We start from the raw sequence: 21,965 nt of genomic DNA, 5'->3' as shown, positions 1-21,965 counted from the left end.
TTCGATTGGTCAAAAAAAACGCCGGTATAAACCAGCGTTGGAGAATCTCAGAGACAAAGAGACACAGAAGCAGACATGGGCGAAGCTGAGGTAGCTCGATCATAGCTCAGTGTTGCGCTCTTTATCCCGCCAAACCCGTTAATAGGGCGTTAAATATGGGTGCTTGGATTCAGACATTAGAAACTCGCGTAAAATCAGGGTTAATTTCTTAGAAACAATTGTTTAACCATAGGCAGGAATCAGCATAGGCGGCTTTGCTTTGCCACAGTGCTGAGTTAGATTACGAAATATGTCTCACTGATAGGATGGTTGATGCGCTGGCCCCGATTTATGCGCCTTATTATTGCGGTCATCATTCTTGGTGCAGCAGCGGTGGCCACCCTGCTCGCGGTCATACCGTTTATCGTCTCGACCGATGCTATCCGTATTCGCGTTGCTCAGGAGATCAGCGCATGGACCGGCTATAGCGTGGAACTGCGTGAAGCACCCCGTTTGCGGGTGTTTCCAGTTTTGCGTGCGTCGCTTGATGGGGTGACGCTGAGCAAACTATCCGATCCGGGCGCAAAGCCCTTTATGAGTGCCAATCGTATTGAAATCGAGCTTTCTCCGCTTGATGCCATCATGGGGCGGCTGTCATTTTCTGAAACGCAAATTGTCAGGCCACATTTTAATATCGGTGGGCCGGTTGATAATTTTGCGGAACTTTTGGATGCGATTGCAAGTTCGAATGGCCGACTTGGCACCGCGATCCGCGCGCAGCGCGCCTTGCAGCAGAACGGTGCCGATGACAAAGCCCTTGCGGCACAGCAAGCGTCTCAGCCGTTTGGTCGCGTTGTTCTTCGCGATGGAACGATCTCGTTCAATGATCCAGAATCGCAGGAAGAGCCGAAGGACGATCAGCAGATCACCAAGCTGAATGCCACACTTGAATGGCCGCGCACTTCAAGCGCTGCAACGCTGCGTGGCAGCGCGCTGTGGCGCGGTGAAAATACGCAATTCAGCCTGACAGCAGCCCAAGCCTTGCCGCTTCTTGCAGGTGGTATCTCTGATGTAACGGCGAGTTTCACGTCAACGCCTCTCAACATCACCTTTGAGGGCAAAGCCAACATTTCCAATGATCGTTTCTTTGAAGGCGCGTTGAGCGCTAAAACGCCTTCATTGAGCAATTCTCTGCGATGGCTGGCGCTGCCACCTGTGGCTGGCAGCACGGAAATTGGAGCCTTTTCTCTTGATTCCACAATCACATCGACCCCGCGCCGTCTGAAATTCGACAATGTCGAAATGGCAACCGACGAGAGTCCGGCAAAAGGTGTGATTGAAGTTGGTTTTGAGCAGGATACGCCTGCAATTACCGGAACGCTGGCTTTTGAAAAGCTCAATCTGCGACGTCTTTTTTCGATCTTTGTGCCACTGCCTGAAAACCAGCCACGTTCGCCAAGCGATCGCGATCTGAATGAGCGCGACATAATCAATACAAGCTTCATCAACCGATCAGAGCTCGACCTTCGCCTTTCCGCACAAACAGCCACCGCAGGACCGGTCACGATGACAGGTGTTGCAGCGGCTGTGCAGATCAGAGGCGGTCGTGCAATGTTCGACATTGGTGATGCCAAAGCCTTCAATGGCATTCTACAGGCCAATCTTCAGATTGTGCGTGATCTCAAAACAGCAACCGGTGAATTGCGCTTCAATGCGTCTGATATTGATAGTTCACAGCTCTTTGCAGCACTCGGCTTCGAGAAGCCCTTCGTCAATGGCAAAGGCAATGTCTCACTATTCATGAAGGCTCCTGCAAACCGTTGGTCAGGCTTGCTTAATAATGCGCAGGGCAATGTCTCAGTGCAATTGAACAACGGCCAAATGCAAGGCTTCTCAGTTCAGGATTTTCTGACAAAAGCCGAGAGTCAGGGCTTTTTCGCGCTTGAGCGGCAGGAGAATGTATCCTTGGCTTTCAATCGCCTTGATATGAAAGCAAATCTTTCCGATGGCGTTGCATCATTGGAAAATGCAACGCTTGTCACATCGCAAGGCACGCTTAATCTTGCTGGCATTGTGCCATTTGTAGATCGCAGTCTGGCACTGAGTGGCGAAGTTATTTTCCCCGATAGCCAACCTCAGCAACAGCAGGAGAATACAGATAGCCAGCAGGCTCAACCTTCGCCGGTGAAGCCGCCATTGCATTTCTTCGTTGGCGGTTCATGGGATCGTCCCTTTATTTCCCCAGCGACCATGGGGAGCGGAACAGCGCAGTAATCTGCGCCGTTCCTTGTTCGTTTACCCCATACGGAATGCTGCTTGCTCGTCGCGACGGCGCTGCACTTCACGGCGCTTGTTAACAACCGACGCAATGATCACGCCCGCTGTCACGATTGCGATCAAGATGGTGCAAACCGCATTGATTTCCGGTGTCACACCAAGCCGAACCTGCGAGTAGATTTTCATCGGCAGCGTAGTTGCGCCCGGACCCGAGGTGAAGCTTGCGATCACCAGATCGTCCAGCGAAAGCGTGAAAGCGAGCATCCAGCCGGAAACAACCGCTGGCAGGATCACTGGAAGAGTAATCTTCATAAAAGTGGTGACAGGCGGCGCACCGAGATCCATCGCCGCCTCTTCCAGCGAACGGTCAAAGCTCACCAGACGTGACTGCACCACCACGGCCACAAAACACATTGAGAATGTGATATGTGCCAGCGTTACCGTCCAAAAACCACGGTCAAAGTTCATCGCCACGAACAATAGCAATAGCGAAAGGCCAGTGATGACGTCCGGCATAACCAGAGGTGCATAGACCATGCCAGAGAACAGGATACGTCCGCGAAACCGCGTGTATCGTGTCAGTGCCAAGGCTGCCAGCGTGCCAAGCAGAGTTGCAACCGTTGCCGACAAAAGCCCCACGCGGATTGTCACCCACGCTGCATCCATCAGCGCCTGATTGCGGAACAGTTCGCCATACCACTTGGTCGAGAACCCCGCCCAAACGGTCACAAGGCGGGATTCGTTAAACGAATAAATGACCAGCAGAACAATCGGCAGATAGAGGAAAGCAAAGCCGAGCGCGACTGAGGCGATATTAAAACGGGACCAGTTGTTCTGCATCTTATTTCCCCTTCTCCTGCTGGCGCGCCTGCACCTGCTGGAAAATCACAATTGGCACAATCAACAAGAGCAGCAGCACCACTGCCACAGCTGAAGAAACTGGCCAGTCGCGATTGGAGAAGAACTCACTCCAGATTGTTTTACCGATCATCAATGTCTGCGATCCGCCCAAAAGATCAGGGATCACGAACTCGCCAACTGCCGGAATGAAAACAAGGAAGCAACCCGCCACAACACCCGCAAGCGACAATGGGAAAGTGATCTTCCAAAATGCTGAGAACGCCGTGCAGCCGAGATCTTGAGCGGCTTCGATCAGCGAATAATCCATTTTCTCAAGCGCCGAATAAATCGGCAAAATCATGAAGGGCAGATAAGAATAAACGATACCAATGAAAATCGCCGTGTCTGTGTTCAGGATATTAAGCGGCGTATCAATGACATTCAGGCACATCAGGAACTGGTTGAGCAGGCCTTCTGGCTTCAAAATACCGATCCACGCATAGACGCGGATGAGGAAGGACGTCCAGAACGGCAGAATAACCAGCATCAATAGCGTAGCACGAAGGCTCTGCGGCGCACGCGCTATGCCATAGGCCATCGGATAGCCCACCAGCAGCGCCAGAACAGTCGAGATTGCAGCAATTCGCAGGCTCGACAAATAGGCTTTGTAATAAAGCGGATCGTCTACAAGCCATAAATAATTGTCGAACGAGAGCTGCTTCACCTTTTCCCAAGCGGCAGCGAAACCCTGTGTCACATCAACCGTTGGCTGATAGGGCGGAATAGCCATCGTGACTTCGGAGAGTGAAATCTTGAAAACGATAAAAAATGGAACCAGAAAGAACAGCAGCAGCCAAAAGTATGGCACTGCAATCACGAGACGACTGGTTATGGAAGCAATCAGCTTTTGCATGTGCCTCCCCTCCTTAAGCCGTCAGCACCAGACCGGCATCGGTGTCAAATGAAACCCATACACGCTCATCATAGGTTAGCGGGTTTTCCGTCTTACGCACGGCATTCAGACTTGCAGCCTTAATGGTACGGCCATTTTCGAGGCGAACGTGGAAAACCGTCATATCGCCGAAATAGGCAATATCCCAAAGCTCGCCTTCAACTGCATTGACGGACGTTTCTTCCGGCTTCTCGCGGGTGATCCGCGTCTTTTCAGGACGCACCGCATACCAGACCTTTTGGCCAGCGCTCAGCTGCTCGCGGGTTTCGGTCTGAATGTGAAAGCCGAATTTCTCAGTGGCGATTTCTGCCTCACCATTCGCGGCTTTGACCACTTCGCCTTCGATGATATTCACATTACCGATGAAGTCGGCCACGAACTTGGAACCGGGCGCTTCATAAACTTCAGCCGGTGTTGCCACCTGCATGATACGGCCTTTGTCCATGACGGCAATGCGATCGGACATGGTCATGGCTTCTTCCTGATCGTGGGTGACCACCATGAAAGTGAGACCCAGCTTAACCTGCAAATCCATCAGTTCGAATTGTGTTTCTTCACGCAGCTTTTTGTCGAGTGCGCCTAGCGGCTCATCCAGCAGCAGCACTTTCGGACGCTTGGCAACCGCACGAGCCAATGCCACTCGCTGACGCTGACCGCCGGAAAGCTGGTGCGGCTTGCGTTTGCCATATTGCTCAAGCTTCACGAGTTTCAGCATTTCAGCAACGCGCGCGTCGATTTCCGACTTCGCCATACCGTCCTGCTTGAGACCAAAAGCAATGTTCTTCTCAACCGTCATATGCGGGAAGAGTGCATAGGACTGGAACATCATATTGACCGGGCGCTTATAAGGAGGAATGCCGCGCATATCCTGACCATCAAGCGTGATACGGCCAGAGGTTGGCTCTTCAAAGCCCGCCAGCATGCGCATCAGCGTGGTCTTACCGCAACCGGAAGCGCCCAAAAGCGAAAAGAACTCTCGATTAAAGACATTGAGCGACAGATTATCAACGGCAGTAAAATCGCCGAAAATCTTCGTTACATTCTCAAATGAAATATAAGGCTTCGCTGCCGGATCATTCCAAGGCGCGAATTTGCGGCGAAAACTGCCAAAAGATTCCATTCCGTTCCCCTATCGCTCTATCAGGAACCTGACATTCACAGGCAAGGCCTGCCATTAAGGTATATTTTAAGACGTAGAGCGGCCCTCCTGTATGAACAGTGAGCCGCTCTCAATTTCAACGCTTAACGCGCCGGTTATAGTGCTGATCAGATTTGATCAGCACTATAATTGTTTGTTTTAACGCGCATCTTATCCGAAAACCGTTTCACACTTTTCGGGATGCGCTCTAATCAAGCCGTCTTACGATTTAACTATTACTGGCCTGTGACAATCTTGGTCCAGGCGCGTGTAACATAGCGCTGTGTCTTCTGATCATAAGGCGTTGGCACGAAAAGCTTTTTCAGCACGTCTTCGCTTGGATAGATTTCTGGATCATCCAGAATTTCCTTGTCGATGAATTCCTGCGAAGCCTTGTTGCCGTTTGCGTAGAAGACGAAGTTCGATGCCTTGGCAGCAACTTCCGGACGCATGATATAATTCATGAATTCAAGCGCTTCTGGCACATGCTTTGAATCAGCAGGGATCGCCATCTGGTCAAACCACATCAGCGCACCTTCCTTCGGGATCGAATAACCGATCTCTACGCCTTGATTGGCTTTTTCTGCACGATCACGCGCCTGAAAAATATCACCCGAATAGCCAATGGCCATGCAGATGTCGCCGTTTGCCAGCGCATTGATATATTCCGACGAGTGGAACTTGCGGATATTTGGCCGGATCTTGAGATAAAGCTCCTGCGCCTTTTCCATATCTTCAGACGATGGGGAATTTGGATCAAGACCGAGATAGTTCAGAGCTGGGCGCAGCATTTCGCTGGATGTATCCAGCAGGTAAATACCACAATCTTTCAGCTTAGCCGAAATCTCCGGGTTGTAGAGAACATCCCACGAGTCAATCGTATCCGTGCCGAGGATTTCTTTGATCTTGGCCTTGTTATAGCCAATGCCGGTGGTGCCCCACATGTAGTTGATGGAATATTCATTGCCCGGGTCATAGGTCGCCGCACGCGTCGAAATTTCATCCCACATGTTCTTGAGGTTCGGGAGCTTGTCTTTATCAAGCTTCAGGAACACGCCTGCCGGGATCTGACGACCAAGAAATTCGCCGGATGGCACCACGAGATCGTAGCCGCTACCACCAGCAAGAAGCTTGGTTTCAAGAATTTCGTTGGAATCATAAACGTCGTAGACGACTTTGATTCCGGTCTCCTTGGTGAAGTCCTTGAGGATCGAATCGTCGATATAATCCGACCAGTTATAAATATTGACCACCCGCTCTTGCGCGCTTGCGGGAAATACGGCGGCGCTCACAAGGCCCGAGACCATTGTTGTCGCCAGAAGAAAGGATTTCATCCTCATCGCGTGCTCCATTCTGCACCGTAATTTCCGGTACAGCTTAAGGGTGGGTAAACTGTTTCACTCACTACCTTTTTAGATTGTGCAGCATTCGTCAACCGGCTGACGACAACACGAACATAAAAATTGCGATGCTCACACGTTAGCGACGAAATATCTAAGCTCTATTGAAAGTCAAAGGCAGAGATTCCCGCCACCATTTCATCAAGCCCTAATGGACGGGTAAGCGGCGGCTCGGCCCGCGTGATGCAGCCCTGTCGCTCACAAAGCCGACAGGCCGGACCAATCTCTGTGCTTGACGAACTATTCGCACCATAAACTGTCTCAGAACCTACATCGAGCGAGCAGCCGAGAAGAATGGCAGTGCGCCGCGGACGTTCATTGAAAGCGCCTTGCGGTCCTTCAAGTGTTCGTGCAATCGTCAGAAAAGCTGACCCATCGGGCAATTCGGCTGGCTCCACCAACACCTGCCCCGCTTGAGTGAAAGCCGCATAGACCGGCAGCTTGGGACATTGCCCACCAAACCGGAGGGGAAATCCTTCGGCACCCGCCATCCGTAAGCGATTGCCTGCATGGTCGATTTCCATCAAGAAAAACGGCAAAGCAGAGTTACCCTGTCGTTGAAGGGTCGTGAGCCGGTTCGCCGCCTGCTGAAATGACACGCCAAACCTTGAGCGCAACACGTCGACATCATAGCGCGCCCGCACAGCCGCATCTCGAAACTGGCGATAGGGCATCATCAAGGCCTGTGCTGCATAGCGCGCCAGTTCAAAACGCGCTATGCGCTTTGCTTCACTGGACGAGAGTTTCAGCGCTTCTGTTTCGGCGCCGATCATCACCTGCATACGTATAAGCGCCGCCTCCATTGCAATTTCCTGCAACTGATCAAAGGGCGACAATCGCTCCGATATAAACAGCCGCTGCGAATGCCGGTCATAACGCCTGCGCCAGTTCGGCATGGTCGCGACGGGCAGCGTACGCACCGTAATGCCATGCTCGCGCCGCAGCCATTCTTTCAGCGCACCCGACAAATCACTTTCGGGTTTCAGCAGCGCATAAAAACTCTCTGCCTCTTCTTCGATACGCGAATAATGATTGGGACGCCGCGCCATGACGTCACGCACTTCGTCTAGCGGCAGTCGCGTGGCAGAAAGCTGAGCGTCACTTCCTTCATGCGAGAGCAATTGCGACAGATCCGAAAGGCGCTGCTGTTGCTCACGATAGGCGCGATAGAGCTTAACGATACCGCTGGCCGCATTGGGTGCTGCCTCGCCAATTTCCACCAGTTCCTGATCCCCCGGCAATTCACCTGTCAAAAGCGGATCAGAAAATACTTCCTTTAGGCCCGCAACCGTCGTGCCGCTCTCTGCCTGAAGACCGTCCAGATCAAGCTTGTAGACGCTGGCAAGCTTTAACAAAAGCTGCACCGTCAGCGGACGCTGATTGCGCTCAATGAGATTGAGATAGGACGGCGAAATGCCAAGTGCTTCGGCCATGGACGTCTGCGTCAGACCGCGCTCGTTGCGGATACGCCTGATACGTGGACCGGCAAATATCTTGCGTTCGCTCATCCGGTCCTCCCAAACCAAAACGGCAACCTTTACAATTCATGACAAAATATCCGCAAAGCCCGGCTTTGACAATATTTACAAATTTACAGATTGCCGCAGTCAATTTTCAGACAGCATGACTTCAATTATCGGCTCGTTTTACTGCATTTTCTGGCTGTACAAGTTCCACAGTTGTAAATCTGGTCACAGAAAGAGCGCCAACAATCTGCTCTTCCAGAACCTGATCAAAGTGTGAGGAGACACCGAAATGACAGATTTTTACAGCCTTATCCCTTCGGCACCCAAAGGTCGTTTTGACGGCATTCAGCGTGCACATACAGCCGAAGATGTGAAGAGGCTGCGCGGTTCGGTGGAGATCAAGTATTCACTGGCCGAGATGGGTGCAAATCGTCTGTGGAAGCTCATTCACGAGGAAGATTTCGTCAATGCACTTGGCGCGCTTTCCGGCAATCAGGCCATGCAAATGGTTCGTGCTGGCCTGAAGGCGATCTACCTTTCCGGTTGGCAGGTTGCAGCGGATGCGAACACGGCTTCAGCCATGTATCCCGACCAGTCGCTTTATCCGGCGAATGCAGCCCCTGAACTCGCCAAGCGCATCAACAAGACGTTGCAGCGTGCCGACCAGATTGAAACAGCAGAAGGCAAAGGCCTGTCGGTCGATACGTGGTTTGCGCCAATTGTTGCCGACGCGGAAGCAGGCTTCGGTGGGCCGCTGAATGCTTTCGAGATCATGAAGGCCTTCATCGAAGCGGGTGCTGCCGGTGTTCATTATGAAGACCAGTTGGCATCTGAAAAGAAGTGCGGTCATCTGGGCGGCAAGGTTCTGATCCCGACTGCGGCCCATATCCGCAACCTCAATGCGGCACGCTTGGCTGCTGACGTTATGGGAACTTCCACGCTGGTTATCGCCCGCACGGATGCGGAAGCCGCCAAGCTTCTGACCTCGGATATTGACGAGCGCGATCAGCCTTTCGTTGATTATGATGCGGGCCGCACTGCGGAAGGATTTTATCAGGTGAAGAACGGCATTGAGCCGTGCATCGCCCGTGCAATTGCCTATGCGCCCTATTGCGATCTGATCTGGATGGAAACGTCCAAGCCCGATCTCGAACAGGCTCGTCGGTTCGCGGAAGCAGTGCACAAGGCCCATCCGGGCAAGAAGCTCGCTTATAACTGCTCGCCGTCGTTCAACTGGAAGAAGAACCTCGACGACGCAACAATTGCCAAGTTCCAGCGCGAGCTGGGTGCGATGGGCTACAAGTTCCAGTTCATCACGCTGGCCGGTTTCCACCAGCTCAACTTCGGCATGTTCGAGCTGGCACGCGGCTACAAAGATCGTCAGATGGCAGCCTATTCCGAGCTGCAACAGGCGGAGTTTGCAGCCGAAGCCAATGGCTACACTGCAACCAAACACCAGCGCGAAGTCGGCACCGGCTATTTCGATGCCGTGTCGCTTGCAATCACCGGCGGCCAGTCTTCGACCACCGCTATGAAGGAATCCACTGAAACAGCGCAGTTCCGTCCAGCTGCTGAGTGACGCCCAATTCTTGAGAGGAGAATAAAAATGGCTTCGATTGCACGCGTTAAGGAAAGAGCAGAAGAGCAATCAACCTCGATGAGCACCGATCAGCAAAGCGCGATCCGTATGCTTGCCAATGATCTGCATCGTCTCAATCAGTCGGTTATGAATGCAGTCGAGGCCGGTGTTTCGGTTGAGCTGGTTCGCTCCGCTCGTCATCATGGTGGAGAGGGCAACTGGGGTGATCTGCTGATCCCCGTTATCGTTACCCGAAACCCATAACAGCGCTTTTGACGATTGCCTTCACCACCATGCTTTTTTCTTTGTGTGCCTGCGGCAACACGGGAATGGCGAAGGCAATTGGGGCGATCTGCTGATCCCCGTTATCGTTACCCGAAACCCATGATGCTCGCCATCGCAATCACCGTCGCCACCGTGCTTTTCACGTCGACAACGCTGTGGCGGCGGAAAAATTAAGTCCAGAGCGCATCCCGAAAAGTGTGAAACGGTTTTCGGACCAAGATGCGCGTCAAAAAAACATTTGGAGCGCATTTCGGTCGTTTCATCCAAAGAACATATATTAGCACTTGATATACCAGTTCATCCATGTTGGACTGTCCCAACTGACCTCCCCGGCTGGCCCTGCCAGTCGGGTTCTTTTTTACATCAGCAGATAATCTTTTGGCTGCGGCAGCTGTGGCAAATCCGTTTCCCCCAGTGCTTCACGCAGATTGATCTCAATCGTATCCGCAATCGCGCCAATCGGCAGGTCATTGGGCAGCGTGCCGAATGGCTCTTCCAATTCGTCGCCCAACGCATCAAGGCCAAAGAAGGTATAGGCGACCAGTGTGGTCGCAAAAGGCGTTCCCCAGCCGAGCATATCTGCAAATCCAAACGGAATAAAAAAGCAAAACAGATAAGCGGTGCGGTGCAAAAGAAGTGTGTAGCCGAAAGGCACGGGCGTAAAACGCAACCGTTCAGAGGCGGCCTGTACCTCGGAAAGACCACTAACCGACGTATTCAAGGTCTGAAAATCAATCGCATCAATGCGCCCTGCACCACGCAATTCAGCGAGCAATGCGCCAATCTTGCGTAAAATGTAATCCGGCCCGTTGCGACTACCCGCAAGGGCCTTTTGCTCACCGACAGTCAGCCACTTGTGCGCTTTTGCTTGTCCATCGCCGGGGCGCAAATGCGGCACCATCGATTGCGTAAAAGCGATTGTATAGTGAAGCAGCTTTTCACGCGCGCCTTCCATTCCCGGCAACTGATCAAGAACCAGCGTCGCGCGTGCAAAGCCGCGCGTGACATAGACCAGTTTGCCAAAGACTTTACGCGCTTCCCACCAGCGGTCGTAACAAGCATTGTTGCGAAAACCCAAGAAGATGGAAAGCGCAATACCGAGCAGCGCGAAGGCTGTGCCATTATTGAAAGCCGGAACCCAACCGGGAAAGGCACGATGCGCCCAGACAACAACCATCGACAACACGAAAACCGCAAATATCTGCGGCAATATCCGCGTGACGATGGAGCCTTTGAGAATGAAAAACAATTTCCACAAAGGCGGGCGCGGGCGAATGATCATTTACTTTGTCCAGAAGACGATTAGAGCGCCGTGCGCTTTGCAAGGCGCACAAAACTCGCTCCGACACTTTTTAAACAGAACATGGCCTATACGCCCAAACTCTGGCGATCCGCCAGTGTTACTTTAGTATTTTTTCAAGCTCGGCCCATGCCTCATTCTTGGTTGGCACTCCCATGCCACCCTTTTGACTTGCGGCATTGCGGTTCAGACGCGCAAAGGCAACCTTTTTGCCGTCTTTTTCTGCCCAACCGACATACCAGCCAAACTGACGGCTGCGATCAATTGTGCCTTTCGCATCACTTTCAAAAGCCGATCCCGTCTTACCGTGAGCCTTCCAGCCATTTTTAAGATCTTGCATTGGCAGAATGGCCATAGTTTTTTCTGCTGCCTCTGCCGAAACCGGCAGGTTCCTACCGAGTAACTTGCGCAGGAAAGCGACTTGTTCATCCGGGGAAATCTTAAGCGATGAACTGATCCACGAACGCTGCATGCCATTGTTTTCGCCCGGATCGCCACGCAGGTCGCGATTACCATAATCAATTTGATCGGTATATTTCTGGAAATTGTCTTTCCCAAGTTTGCGGGTCAGTTCCTGCGAGAACCAAACAACCGATTGATCCTGCCAATATGTCGGATCGACTGATTGCTTCCAAGCTTCACGCCAAGAGGGATATTCTTTTTTATAAGGCCAGACCGGATCATGTGCATCTTTAAGAATGCCGCTCTCAAAACCCATCACTGCCAGAGGCACTTTGAAAGTCGATGCCGGACTAACACGTATGGCACAGCCATCGCCCTCCTTTGCCAGCACGTTTCCGCTATCGGCTTCAACGACCAGCATACAGGCCAACGTCTTTTCAAACGCGTGCGCCTGTAAGGCAGAAAACGGCAAAAGCGCAAGCGAAGCTATAACGATATTGGCAAATCGGGCGTGCGATTTCGGCATCGAAACTCTCCTCTTATTCTTTGCCCGCAAACTGTTTTAGCAATCATGGCAAAACGATAGCAAGAACGGCCCCATCCCCCGAATTTAACTGCGATTTTCTGAAAAGCTTCATTTGTCAACGCGATCATGCGCAGCTATCATGCTGTTATACGAAATAATTTTTTGGTGTTGGATGTCAGCTGATACGACGGAAAAAAAGGCAACGCGCGCGCCGCGTCGCCGTACTCCACCCCATGTTAAATCGCTTCGCGGTGTGAAAAACTGGAAGCAAGCCACCGAATGGCTGGCATGGCGCGACATCGAAGACATTGAATGCATCACACCTGATCAGGCGGGCGTTGCCCGCGGCAAGATGATGCCATCGAAGAAATTCACGTCGAACACGTCGCTGGCGCTGCCTTCGGCTGTGTTTATGACCACAATTTCGGGCGATTACCCGGAAGATGGTCATGGCTTCCAATATCCGGAAGATGATGGCGATCTGCGGCTTCTGCCTGATCTTTCAACCCTTTCCGCTGTGCCGTGGGAATCTGATGCGACAGCACAGGTTATCTGCGACCTCGTTTATCAGGATGGACGTGCGGTAGAGTTCACGCCGCGTAACGTGCTGCGCTCGGTCGTGGCTGCTTATAGCAAACGCGGCCTGAAACCTGTTGTGGCACCCGAAATTGAATTCTATCTGGTACGCAAAAATCCGGATCCGGATTATCCGCTCACACCTCCGGTCGGTCGCTCCGGTCGCGCCATTGGCGGCGGTCAGGGCTATTCGATTGCCGGTGTCAACGAATTCGACGAACTGATTGACGACATCTACCACTTCTCCGAAGGTCAGGGCCTTGAGATCGATACGTTGATCCACGAAGAAGGTGCGGCACAGCTTGAGATCAACTTGCGCCACGGTGATCCGGTAGAGCTGGCCGATCAGGTTTTCTTGTTCAAACGCACAATTCGCGAAGCAGCTCTCAAGCACGATATGTATGCAACCTTCATGGCCAAGCCTATTCAGGGCCAGCCGGGATCGGCCATGCATATCCACCAGTCGATTGTCGATAAGAAGACCGGGCGTAACATCTTCTCCAATGAAGACGGTTCAGAAAGCGAAGCCTTCCGCCACTTCATCGGCGGCATGCAGCGCCACGTGCCAAACGCGCTTGTGATGTTTGCGCCTTATGTGAACTCCTATCGTCGTCTGACGCCATCGGCTTCGGCTCCGGTCAATGTGAAGTGGGGTTATGACAACCGCACGACCGCATTCCGCGTGCCGCGTTCTGAGCCGGGCGGTCGTCGCGTTGAAAACCGTATTCCATCGTCAGATGCCAACCCTTATCTAGCATTGGCAGCATCGCTTGCTTGTGGTCTGATTGGTCTGGTCAACAAGATCGAGGCCGATCAGCCCGCATCAACCAGCGTCAACACCAAGGAAATCGACCTGCCACGCGGCCTGATTGATGCGGTGGAGCTGTTTGAAAACGATCAGGAATTGCGCAACCTGTTTGGCAGTTCATTCGTAACGACTTACGCGGCAATCAAGCGTGCCGAGTTTGAAACTTTTATGGAAGTTATCAGCCCGTGGGAACGCGAGTTCCTGCTGCTCAACGTCTGACCGGTTCCACATGCCATACCAGTCCCCAATATCTCCCGGCGTCTCCTGGTACGAAGCGAGCGTAGCGGAACGCCCGCAATATCCCGAATTGGATGGTGCACGGCAGGCGGATGTCGTGGTCATCGGCGGCGGATATACAGGGCTTTCGGCAGCCTATCACCTCGCCAAGCAAGGCGCAGATGTCGTTTTGATTGAAGCCGCCCGTTTTGGTGATGGTGCATCGGGGCGCAATGGTGGACAGTTTGGAACAGGTCAGCGCACATGGGCCGAGGACCTAGAAAAGCAATATGGCTTTGAACGAGCCAAGGCATTGTTCGATGTTGCGGAAGAAGCCAAGGCACATCTGCTTGGCTTTGCCCGCGAACACAATATCGACATGGAATATATGCCCGGTCAGATTTCTGCGGCACATAAGCCACGATATTTGAAACACTACCGTGACCATGCAGAGCAGATGGCTACGCGCTTCGACTATCCGCATATTCGCTATGTTGAACGTGATGAAATGGCTGCACTTCTCGGCTCAAGTCGCTATCACGGCGGTGCCTATGATACTGGCACCGGGCATATTCATCCGCTCAAATTGCTGATTGGGCTGGCAAGAGTTGCTGCCGAGGCTGGTGCGCATATTTTCGAGAACACCAAGGCAACCAAAATCACCACGGCAAGCGGTCGTGTGCAGGTCGAAACACCACGTGGCACAATATCAGCAAAGCACGCATTTCTCGCCGTCAATGCGCATGGCGGTGATCTTGAACCAAAAAGTGCATCTCATGTCATGCCGATCCGTTCGTTTATCGGTGCTACAGCTCCTTTGGGAGACAACAGCCCGATCATTCCAGGCGGAGAGTCGGTTGATGACTCTCGCTTTGTGGTCCGCTATTTTCGCAAATCAAAAGATGGTCGCCTGCTGTTTGGCGGTCGTGAAGCCTATACGGCAGACAATCCGCGTGACATCAGCGAGCATATCCGCCGACAGATCGCCGAAATCTACCCCGCACTCGACAAAGTCGAAATCACGCAAGCATGGGGTGGCTCGGTTGGTATCACCATGCCGCGTCAGCCTTTCGTGCGCGAAGTGATGCCCGGCGTCATCTCGGCAGGCGGATACTCCGGTCATGGCGTAATGCTCGCAAACTATATGGGCAGACTTTATGCGGAAGCGGTCAGCGGCAAACGCGATAAGCTTAAACTCTTTGAAGAGCTGCGCATTCCCGCCTTCCCCGGTGGACGCACGCTGCGCGCACCTCTGCTGTTTGTTGCCCTATCATGGTACGCGCTGATGGATCGGGTATGACGTTTACCTCTGAAGAGACGCTCCATTATCCCGCATCCAGCAGGCAAGTGAATCAAGCGTACCGCGCAATGTTTTGCCTAACGGCGTCACCTCATATTCCACTCTTGGCGGCATTTCCGGGTAAACGGCACGCGTGATCAAACCACGTGTTTCAAACAGTCGGAGCTGCCGTGTCAGTTCTTTCTGGGTAATCGGCGCGACAGCACGCTGCAATTCACCAAAACGGATGGGACCATCCGTGACGATCAGCCGATACAGGATCGGTATCGCCCATTTTCCAGCAATCAGATTGACGAAATCAACCATGGGGCAACGACTGTCAGTGGACACCTCACCCGATATGTCACCCATGGACGTGATCTCCAGATTGGAAAATTATTCCTTTAGTACCAAATTGGTGCCTACTATACATTGGATACTGATGGAAACAATGTCCTTTTTCCCGAAAGCGAAAATGCTTCGGCAGCAGAAAGGTGAATTATGGGTCGTCTCGAAGGAAAATATACGCTTATCACAGGCGGTACGAGCGGTATCGGGCTTGAAACAGCCAGACAGTTCGCGCTTGAAGGGGCAACCGTGGCCATTACAGGCCGCAAGGCGGAAGGTCTGGAAGCGGCAGCTCGCGAGCTGCCTGACAGTGTTCTCAAAATCCAAAGTGATTCAGGAGATGTTGCAGCGCAGGAGCAGCTTGCGCAGACGCTTGCAGAACAATGGGCGCGCCTGGATGCCGTTTACATAAATGCGGGCGATGTCACCCATAGCCCTTTGCAGGACTTTTCCGAAGAAGCCTATGACCGACTGATGGCGATCAATCTGAAAGGGCCATTCTTTCTCATCAAAGCGTTGCTACCACTTCTTGCCAATCCCTCATCCGTCATCCTGTGTGGATCGGCCAGCGCACATATCGGCCTACCGCAAAGCAGTGTCTATGCAGCCAGCAAGGCGGGGATTCTTTCGCTCGCACGGACACTTTCCGGCGAGCTTGTCGATCGCGGCATCCGCGTCAATGGTCTGAGCCCCGGCCCGACTGAAACACCGGCTTTTGGCAAGCTGGGACTTGCTGCCGATGAAGAAGAAGCCTTGCGTGCGGATATACGCAAGCTCGTACCAATTGGACGGATGGGCAAGCCTGTTGAGCTTGCAAAAGCTGCGGTGTTTCTTGCATCCGATGAATCGACCTTCGTTGTCGGTTCGGAAATTCAAGTCGACGGCGGTGTGAGCAACCTTTGAACGATTGAACGCCGGGGCGCATTCAAGTGATTGACAATGCGTCCCGGCAGGAATAGCAAGGCACCATGATTAAAGCGCTCATCAACACCCGGTCTTATTACGCCCCGCTCATATAGCGGTGGTTTTGCTTTGTCATAGTTCAACCGCTGCATTGCCAGCGGTTTAGTTTGAAGACGGTGCCTCTGGCGATCCAGCCATTCAGAGGTCAGTCTATGTCTTTCGACGAAAATCAGCAGCATAAAACAATCGGCATTATCGGTTTTGGTGCATTCGGACAGCTTATCGCCCGTTACCTCAGCCCATATTACCGGCTGTATGCTTATGATCCTGTCGCAAGCCTGGATAATGTTGCAGGCGCTCTCTCCGTAACACTTGCGACAATCGAAGACGCAGCCGGTTGCGACATCGTTATTCTGGCAACGCCCGTATCAACCCTTGAAGACGTTGTTAAAGCTATCGCACCGCATCTGCGGCCCGGCGCGCTGGTTATGGATGTCGGATCGGTAAAGGTTGGCCCAGCGAGTATCATGCTCAAAGGCCTGCCGGATCATGTCGATATTGTCGCCACGCATCCGTTGTTTGGTCCGCAAAGCGCACGCAACGGAATCGCTGGCCTGAAGATTGCCATTTGCCCGGTTCGCGGCACGCAAGCGCTTCGCATCGGCGCATTCTTGCGCAAACATCTGGCGCTTGATGTCATTATGACAACGCCCGAAGACCATGATCGCGACGCGGCCATGGTTCAGGGTCTCACACATCTGATCGCAAAAGTGCTGGTGCAGATGGAGCCATTGCCAACGCGCATGACGACGAAAAGCTTCGATCTCATCATGCAGGCGGTCGGCATGGTGCGCCATGATGCACCGGAGGTTTTCCATGCCATCGAACGCGCGAATGACTTTGCCCCCATGGTGCGCCAGCGTTTTTTTGAGCTCGCAGCCACGCTTGAACAAACACTTAATGAGGCGCATTCATAAGATTTTGCCAGCCAAAGCCTTATGATGCCAATCGTTCAGATGCGCGATTTCAGATTGCATATTCGTGATAAATTTCACAGCAATGTCATCTGTGTCGCCATCTGTCGATGTTGCGCTTTCATCCAGCTGCACGGTTTTACCAATGGCTTTGAGTTCGGAAACAAGCTGATCGAGCGCCTCACCATGTGCTGCATATTCCGTTTCTACATCGCTGATAGAATAGGAAGTAATGGCATCACATAAGCGCTCCATCGACGTAATAACCGGATACCAGACAATGGCTTGCAAACCCGCAGGCGGCGGATCACCCAGCGTCTTCTGCAAGGTCGCTCGCATGTCTGCAAGTTTTCCGTAAGCTAGTCTGCGTGCAGCAATGAGATTAACGGTTTCGTCTTTCAAACCAGTTTTTTTGGAACTGTTCAGCACCTGCCCCAGATAGTGGACAATCGCCGTTCGCGCAGCAGTAAAACAGCGTTCAAAGGTCTCATATTTTCGCTTTGGCCAAACCAGATATCCGAAAACAATGACAATTAAGCCGCCTGTCAGCGTATCAACGAAACGCCAGACAGCATAATTGGCTTCCTTTGTTTCGGGGCTTACATAGTCGATAAGCACGAGAACGAGGGGCGTCAAAACCATTGCAAACAAGGCATACGACTTCTGGATCGCCCAAGGCATCAAAAAGGCAATAGCTGTCAGGATCACAACGAAGGTCACGCCAAGCGGCAGGAAAATCAGGATCGCGGCACCGATTAGCACGCCTGCACTGGTTCCGATGCAACGCAAGATCGTTCTTCCAAAAACAGAGCCCAAATCCGGGCGCATGACGATCACGATGGTCATCGGTATCCAATACCAATGCGTTACTCGATCGATAAAATGAAATGACAGGCCAATTCCCAGACACATCGCAAAGGCAAGGGCAGAAAGAATTGTGTCTTTGCCAACACTCATAATATCCACCGTCATGCGCAGTCGCTCAAAAAGCGGCGCAGTCTGCGGTGTTTGCACATTCATGTTATCAAGAACAAAGGCGCGTTTATTCGTAATGCTTTCGGCGAGCTGCGCAACAGCGTCTCCGATCCGCCCTTCATCAGTTTCAATCTGCTGTCGATCAATACTGCCTTTGGTGGTGAGCATGTCATGCATAAGAGCAAGATTGCTAGCAGCCTTTTTCAACACATCGATTTTATCTGTCCCAAGAACCAGCGTGAATAAAGCATCTGCCTTATGGACAATTGCAGCTGTTTGCTCGCTTTGCGGGCTGGCTCCCCAAGCATTAAATCGCGTCTCCAACATCATCTGATAGAGTGAATCAAGAAGGGTCGTCACCTGCTCCCTGTCCGCTTCAACCATTGTGCCATCAGCGCGCGCCTGCGCGAGCTTTTGCAGTGCGCTAAGCAGCTTTATCAGGAGTTTCCGCCGAGGAGAGTTTCCGCTGAAAAGCGCTTCAATGCCCAGCATAAGTGCATAAAAAGCCGAACCAAGAATAAAGAAACCTGCCAGCGGAATGAACGATTTGATATCCGGATTGCACAAAGCAATTGTCCCAAACATCAAAATCATCATGCAGCCTGAAGACAGCACGCTGCTATGAAAACTAATGATGGTGGAGAAAAACGCCAGGATCATCATAATGCCGATAATGGCAATCCATGGCAAAAAGCCCAGATATCCAAGCAGCAGTCCTATGGCACCGCAAAGTGCCGAAATAGCAATTTTAAGAAATGTGAACTGATAGGCCTCATCGCGTTCACCGGGCGCCTGTGTCAAAGATCCCATAGAAACAAAGAGCGATTCAGCTACATGCCCGGTCGCGATACCTATTGCCAGCGGTAAACCAACGCCAATCCCAGCACGTATTGATCGCCCCCACACCCATTTCGCAGGTTTAAATGCCAGAAGCTGCTTCAACCAATCTCTGTTGGCGTGACTGGCGGAGGTGTGCTGCATCTAAACTCGCTTGGTCTTGATTGAACTTTCAAATGAATAAGGCACATTGCAACTTAGCCATATGAAATATTTATTGCGACCCTAAAAGGCATGGTCATAAAAGTAATTCCCCGAACAATGCGAGATCAAGCACATGAACCGCGATACACTTTTTCTTCTGACGCCCGGCTTTGAAGATCCCGCCTATCCGGGCCAGACATTTTACTGCGAGCATTGTGCGCTTATGGAAGGCGTACTCGCTTCCTTTCCGCAACTCGGCAAAACCCTCGACATCAAGCGCATCGCCTGGCCAAGACCACGGCATGATGTGATCGCGCTTGTAGGGGAAGAAAACCAATCTTTGCCTTTGCTGATATTGACGAAGGGTGAGCATTCGGTCCATCAGACAGGCGAATATGGAGGCAATGCGTTCGTTTCCGATAAGGATGCGATCATGGCAGTGCTTTCCGAGCGGCATGGTTTTCCCAATCCGCATCCCTGAACGAAAGCCCAAACAATGAGCGGCAAAATATTGATCAGCGCCTGCCTCGCAGGGCACCCGGTCCGTTACAACGGATCGGCAAAGCCGCTCAATCATCCGTTGATCGATCAATGGCGTTCTGAAGGTCGGTTGGTTAGCGTTTGTCCGGAACTGATGGGCGGATTCAGCGTGCCGCGCCCATCTGCAGAAATTGCCGAAGGCAGCAATGGCGAGGCGGTACTTGCGGGCGAAGGCCGAGTGGTTGAAGAAAACGGCAAGGACGTTACCTCGCAATTCATCGCTGGCGCTCGCGCCGCGCTGGCCGTTGCCCGCGCCAATGATTGCCGCTTTGCACTGCTGATCGATGGTAGCCCATCCTGCGGCAGCCGCCTGATCTATGACGGCAATTTTGCCGGGAAAAAACATTCAGGCGCAGGTGTTACGGCCACACTCCTGCGCAGCAATGGCATAGAAGTCTTTTCAGATATGGAAATCGAAGCTCTTGGCGCACGCATTTGTGACCAGTAACTTCAAACTCCCTCTTTCCTTTTTCCGTTTTCGCTCCATCTTAGCTCTCCTGCCGACTCGGCAATTTTTAAAGGACGACGGGCACCACCCTTCATGAACCTGTCTCATAGGTTTGATCATATTCCTCGTCCGAATATCGAGCGGTCATAAACAAGATTTCAGATCGAGCGACACGTACCAATGTGCGCTCACACCCAAACACAACAAGGAGCAACCTCATGGTCGTAAAAGCCTATGGTGCTTATGCCGGTGACAAGCCACTTGAAGCGATCGACATTACCCGCCGCGCGCCGGGTGCAGACGATGTGCAGATCGCAATCGCTTATTGCGGTGTCTGCCATTCCGACCTGCATCAGGTTCGTTCAGAATGGGCGGGAACAGTCTATCCTTGCGTTCCTGGCCACGAAATCGTCGGCCACGTTACCGCCGTCGGCGCGAACGTCAGCAAGTTCAAGGTTGGCGATACGGTCGGCGTTGGCTGCATGGTCGACAGCTGCCAGCATTGCTATGCCTGCGATGACGGGCTGGAGCAATATTGCGAACACGGCTTCACGGGCACCTATAATTCGCCCACACTAGACGCACCAGGTCACACACTCGGCGGCTATTCGCAGCAGATCGTCGTGAAGGACAAGTTCGTTCTCAAGATCAGCCATTCGAAAGAACAGCTTGCAGCGGTTGCGCCACTGCTCTGCGCAGGCATCACCACATGGTCTCCACTGCGTCACTGGCGCGTTGGTCCGGGCATGAAGGTCGGCATCGTCGGCATTGGTGGCCTTGGCCACATGGGCATCAAGCTTGCCCATGCACTCGGTGCTCATACGGTGGCTTTCACCACATCCGAGAGCAAGCGTGAAGACGCCAAAGCACTCGGCGCGGACGAAGTGATCGTATCACGCAACGAAGAAGAGATGAAAGCGCATGCAAATAGCTTCGACGTCATCCTAAACACCGTTGCAGCCAGCCATAATCTCGATGCCTTCACACAGCTTTTAAAGCGTGACGGCACCCTGACACTGGTTGGCGTGCCTGAACATGCGCATCCGTCGCCAAGCGTGGCTGCGCTGATATTCAAGCGCCGTTCGATTGCCGGTTCGCTTATTGGTGGCATTGCTGAAACGCAGGAAATGCTCGATTTTTGCGCCGAAAAGGGCATCGTTTCTGATATCGAAATGATTGCTATTCAGGATATCGAAAATGCATATGAACGTATGCAGAAGAGCGATGTAAAGTACCGCTTCGTCATCGACAGCGCGACACTCGCAGCATAATGAACTAAAAATGGCCCGGTTATTCCGGGCCGTTTGATTCATACGGGTATTTCGGAAACCTGCTTCACCGTCTGGCTTGGAACGTCCGTCTTAAGGCTTTGCACGCCCTTAATGCGGCTCAAATGCTCTGACTGAAACCGGCGATAATCCTCAATATCCGCAGCCACAACGCGGATCATCGCATCGAAATCGCCAAGCATGAAATAGCATTCAACCACCTGCGGCAGTTTCAAAATCGCTTTGGCAAATGTTTGCAGCGTTTCTTCGTCCTGCTGGTCGAGACGAATACGCACAAAGAAAGTCAGCCCTTTGCCGATCTTGGCTGGATTAAGCACCGCCACATAGCGATCAATCACGCCAGCCTCTTCTAAAAGCCGGACTCGACGCAAGCATGGTGACGGCGACAGTCCCACCTCGCGCGCCAAATCATTGTTAGCAATGCGACCATTGCGCTGAAGCACGCGAAGAATCCGTCTATCGATGTCATCCAGCTTCATTGGCT

General features: G+C 52.5%; 20 protein-coding genes. 10 read left to right on the top strand and 10 right to left on the bottom strand.

The window, feature by feature from the left end; genetic code table 11:
• Positions 1-312: 312 nt before the first annotated feature.
• On the top strand, positions 313-2,253 hold the full coding sequence (locus J2782_RS09045) for an AsmA family protein (RefSeq protein ID WP_310011639.1): 1,941 nt from the start codon (positions 313-315) through the stop codon (positions 2,251-2,253).
• A gap of 21 nt (positions 2,254-2,274) precedes the next feature.
• Here the strand turns inward: J2782_RS09045 and J2782_RS09040 are convergent, their stop codons facing one another.
• The 5 genes from J2782_RS09040 to J2782_RS09020 all read right to left on the bottom strand — a co-directional run bounded on the left by J2782_RS09040 (position 2,275) and on the right by J2782_RS09020 (position 8,094).
• Complete coding sequence (locus J2782_RS09040; RefSeq protein WP_310011636.1) at positions 2,275-3,096, bottom strand: ABC transporter permease; 822 nt, start codon at positions 3,094-3,096, stop codon at positions 2,275-2,277.
• 1 nt (position 3,097) lies between these two features.
• Positions 3,098-4,009: an ABC transporter permease subunit gene (locus tag J2782_RS09035; RefSeq protein ID WP_310011633.1), complete on the bottom strand. Its 912-nt coding sequence runs from the start codon at positions 4,007-4,009 to the stop codon at positions 3,098-3,100.
• 13 nt (positions 4,010-4,022) lie between these two features.
• The gene (locus J2782_RS09030; protein WP_310011629.1) at positions 4,023-5,168 is read right to left on the bottom strand and encodes an ABC transporter ATP-binding protein; all 1,146 of its coding nucleotides are present in this window, start codon (positions 5,166-5,168) and stop codon (positions 4,023-4,025) included.
• Between the two features lie 254 nt (positions 5,169-5,422).
• Positions 5,423-6,526, bottom strand: coding sequence for a polyamine ABC transporter substrate-binding protein (locus J2782_RS09025; RefSeq protein ID WP_250042028.1), 1,104 nt, complete (start codon positions 6,524-6,526; stop codon positions 5,423-5,425).
• 161 nt (positions 6,527-6,687) lie between these two features.
• Complete coding sequence (locus tag J2782_RS09020; RefSeq protein WP_310011626.1) at positions 6,688-8,094, bottom strand: helix-turn-helix domain-containing protein; 1,407 nt, start codon at positions 8,092-8,094, stop codon at positions 6,688-6,690.
• Between the two features lie 247 nt (positions 8,095-8,341).
• Between J2782_RS09020 and aceA the strand changes: the two genes are divergently transcribed.
• Complete coding sequence (aceA, locus tag J2782_RS09015; protein WP_112813498.1) at positions 8,342-9,631, top strand: isocitrate lyase; 1,290 nt, start codon at positions 8,342-8,344, stop codon at positions 9,629-9,631.
• A 27-nt stretch (positions 9,632-9,658) separates the two neighbouring features.
• Complete coding sequence (locus J2782_RS09010) at positions 9,659-9,895, top strand: SMc00767 family acetate metabolism repressor (protein ID WP_007879671.1); 237 nt, start codon at positions 9,659-9,661, stop codon at positions 9,893-9,895.
• Positions 9,896-10,274: 379 nt separating this feature from the next.
• Here the strand turns inward: J2782_RS09010 and J2782_RS09005 are convergent, their stop codons facing one another.
• Both J2782_RS09005 and blaOXA read right to left on the bottom strand, forming a co-directional pair.
• On the bottom strand, positions 10,275-11,198 hold the full coding sequence (locus tag J2782_RS09005; RefSeq protein WP_310011622.1) for a bestrophin family protein: 924 nt from the start codon (positions 11,196-11,198) through the stop codon (positions 10,275-10,277).
• 118 nt (positions 11,199-11,316) lie between these two features.
• Entirely contained in the window at positions 11,317-12,144 is an 828-nt protein-coding gene (gene blaOXA, locus J2782_RS09000) for a class D beta-lactamase (RefSeq protein WP_310011621.1), read from the bottom strand.
• A 172-nt stretch (positions 12,145-12,316) separates the two neighbouring features.
• Between blaOXA and J2782_RS08995 the strand changes: the two genes are divergently transcribed.
• Positions 12,317-13,747, top strand: coding sequence for a glutamine synthetase family protein (locus tag J2782_RS08995; RefSeq protein WP_250042041.1), 1,431 nt, complete (start codon positions 12,317-12,319; stop codon positions 13,745-13,747).
• Between the two features lie 10 nt (positions 13,748-13,757).
• Positions 13,758-15,044, top strand: coding sequence for an NAD(P)/FAD-dependent oxidoreductase (locus J2782_RS08990; protein ID WP_310011617.1), 1,287 nt, complete (start codon positions 13,758-13,760; stop codon positions 15,042-15,044).
• A 3-nt stretch (positions 15,045-15,047) separates the two neighbouring features.
• On the opposite strand, the gene J2782_RS08985 is transcribed toward J2782_RS08990, so the two are convergent.
• Positions 15,048-15,395, bottom strand: a complete 348-nt coding sequence (locus tag J2782_RS08985) for a winged helix-turn-helix transcriptional regulator (protein WP_310011614.1) — start codon at positions 15,393-15,395, stop codon at positions 15,048-15,050.
• Positions 15,396-15,524: 129 nt separating this feature from the next.
• On the opposite strand from J2782_RS08985, the gene J2782_RS08980 reads away from it, so the two are divergent.
• Together J2782_RS08980 and J2782_RS08975 are read left to right on the top strand one after the other, a co-directional pair.
• The gene (locus tag J2782_RS08980) at positions 15,525-16,274 is read left to right on the top strand and encodes an SDR family oxidoreductase (RefSeq protein ID WP_310011612.1); all 750 of its coding nucleotides are present in this window, start codon (positions 15,525-15,527) and stop codon (positions 16,272-16,274) included.
• Between the two features lie 212 nt (positions 16,275-16,486).
• Positions 16,487-17,251, top strand: coding sequence for a prephenate dehydrogenase/arogenate dehydrogenase family protein (locus tag J2782_RS08975; RefSeq protein WP_310011608.1), 765 nt, complete (start codon positions 16,487-16,489; stop codon positions 17,249-17,251).
• Here the strand turns inward: J2782_RS08975 and J2782_RS08970 are convergent.
• A complete protein-coding gene (locus tag J2782_RS08970) occupies positions 17,246-19,204 on the bottom strand; it encodes an FUSC family protein (RefSeq protein WP_310011605.1) in 1,959 nt (652 codons plus the stop codon). The two genes, J2782_RS08975 and J2782_RS08970, sit on opposite strands and share 6 nt — an antisense overlap.
• A gap of 133 nt (positions 19,205-19,337) precedes the next feature.
• Here J2782_RS08970 and J2782_RS08965 point away from each other — a divergent pair, with 133 nt between their 5' ends.
• The 3 genes from J2782_RS08965 (at position 19,338) to J2782_RS08955 (ending at position 21,463) form a co-directional block, all read left to right on the top strand.
• Positions 19,338-19,685 carry a DUF3088 domain-containing protein gene (locus J2782_RS08965; protein WP_310011602.1) on the top strand — a complete coding sequence of 116 codons (348 nt, stop codon included), beginning with the start codon at positions 19,338-19,340 and terminating at the stop codon, positions 19,683-19,685.
• A gap of 15 nt (positions 19,686-19,700) precedes the next feature.
• A complete protein-coding gene (locus J2782_RS08960) occupies positions 19,701-20,192 on the top strand; it encodes a 2-thiouracil desulfurase family protein (protein WP_310011599.1) in 492 nt (163 codons plus the stop codon).
• Between the two features lie 218 nt (positions 20,193-20,410).
• Positions 20,411-21,463, top strand: coding sequence for an NAD(P)-dependent alcohol dehydrogenase (locus tag J2782_RS08955; RefSeq protein ID WP_310011597.1), 1,053 nt, complete (start codon positions 20,411-20,413; stop codon positions 21,461-21,463).
• 38 nt (positions 21,464-21,501) lie between these two features.
• On the opposite strand, the gene J2782_RS08950 is transcribed toward J2782_RS08955, so the two are convergent.
• Positions 21,502-21,960 carry an Lrp/AsnC family transcriptional regulator gene (locus J2782_RS08950; RefSeq protein WP_094508151.1) on the bottom strand — a complete coding sequence of 153 codons (459 nt, stop codon included), beginning with the start codon at positions 21,958-21,960 and terminating at the stop codon, positions 21,502-21,504.
• Between the last annotated feature and the right edge of the window lie 5 nt (positions 21,961-21,965).

Origin of the sequence: Brucella pseudogrignonensis, from assembly GCF_031454375.1 — a bacterium.
In the GTDB taxonomy this organism is placed as follows: domain Bacteria; phylum Pseudomonadota; class Alphaproteobacteria; order Rhizobiales; family Rhizobiaceae; genus Brucella; species Brucella pseudogrignonensis_A.
This window is presented reverse-complemented; position numbering and strand designations above follow the sequence as displayed.